Origin of the sequence: Wolbachia endosymbiont of Drosophila incompta, assembly GCF_001758565.1 — a bacterium.
Lineage (GTDB): Bacteria > Pseudomonadota > Alphaproteobacteria > Rickettsiales > Anaplasmataceae > Wolbachia > Wolbachia pipientis.
The window spans coordinates 291,836-292,930 of record NZ_CP011148.1 but is presented as its reverse complement, the minus strand read 5'-3'; the positions used below and the strand labels follow the sequence as shown (position 1 = coordinate 292,930).

Sequence of the window (1,095 nt, the reverse complement as noted above, 5' to 3'; positions counted from 1 at the left end):
AAGGAGGACAGTGTCAGCTACTTAGATGATACCTTTTTTCTACTTAGTTTAGGTTATGCAGAAGTCTAATACAATTATAGAACAAGCTTAAAAATTCTGGTAAAGTAGTTTTATTTACAAAGAAAGAATATGCTACTTGAAATTGAAAAGCGCAGCATAACAAATGCATTGTGGAAGTTGCAAGAAGCAGATCAAAGGCAAATCTTAACTCTTACACAGAGATTTGAGTTACCAGAAATATTAGCAAGAATATTGGTTACTCGTGGTGTTAACATAGAAAATGCAAGCGACTTCTTATATCCACTAATCAGATCGCTATTACCAGATCCCTTTCACCTTCTTGATATGGATAAAGCTGTTTCTCGTATAATACGGGCAATAAAAAATGATGAAAACCTTGCAATATTTGGTGACTATGATGTTGATGGTGCAACGTCGTCAGCATTGATTAACAGGTACCTGAGAGCAATCGATATACACTCTATAATCTACATTCCAGATCGTGTTGATGAGGGTTATGGATTAAACACAGATGCTTTATTACAACTTAAAAAGAATGGAATTGATTTATGTATTTCCGTTGATTGTGGTACGCTTGCATATCAACCAATAGAAGATGCAAAGGCTTTTGGTCTTGATATTATAGTTGTTGACCATCACCTTGGTACGGAAAAATTACCAAGCGCCGTAGCAGTTGTGAATCCAAACCGCCTTGATGAGAGCTCTCCTTATAATAACCTAGCAGCAGTTGGAGTGTCATTTCTGCTAATTGTTGCTCTTAATAAAAGCCTACGTGAGCAAGGATTTTTTACCAACAAAAAAGAACCAGATTTATTTGATCTGTTGGATTTGGTTGCCCTGGGAACTGTCTGTGATGTTATGCAGATCACAGGCCTCAATAGAGCACTTGTCTCACAAGGATTAAAAGTTATGTCAACAAGAAAAAACGTTGGCTTGCGTGTTTTATTTGATGCTTTGGGAATCCTTGAAAAACCAAGTGTTTCTCGATTAGGGTTTAGTATTGGGCCATGCATAAATGCTGGAGGAAGAATTGGAGAAGCATCGCTTGGTGCAAGGTTGCTTTCCACCGATGAT

At 37.4% G+C, this 1,095-nt stretch carries 1 protein-coding gene; it reads left to right on the top strand.

From position 1 onward, the window contains the following. Positions 1-129: 129 nt before the first annotated feature. The coding region (locus WG67_RS08090; RefSeq protein ID WP_458694968.1) for a single-stranded-DNA-specific exonuclease RecJ at positions 130-1,095 on the top strand (966 nt) is incomplete at its 3' end.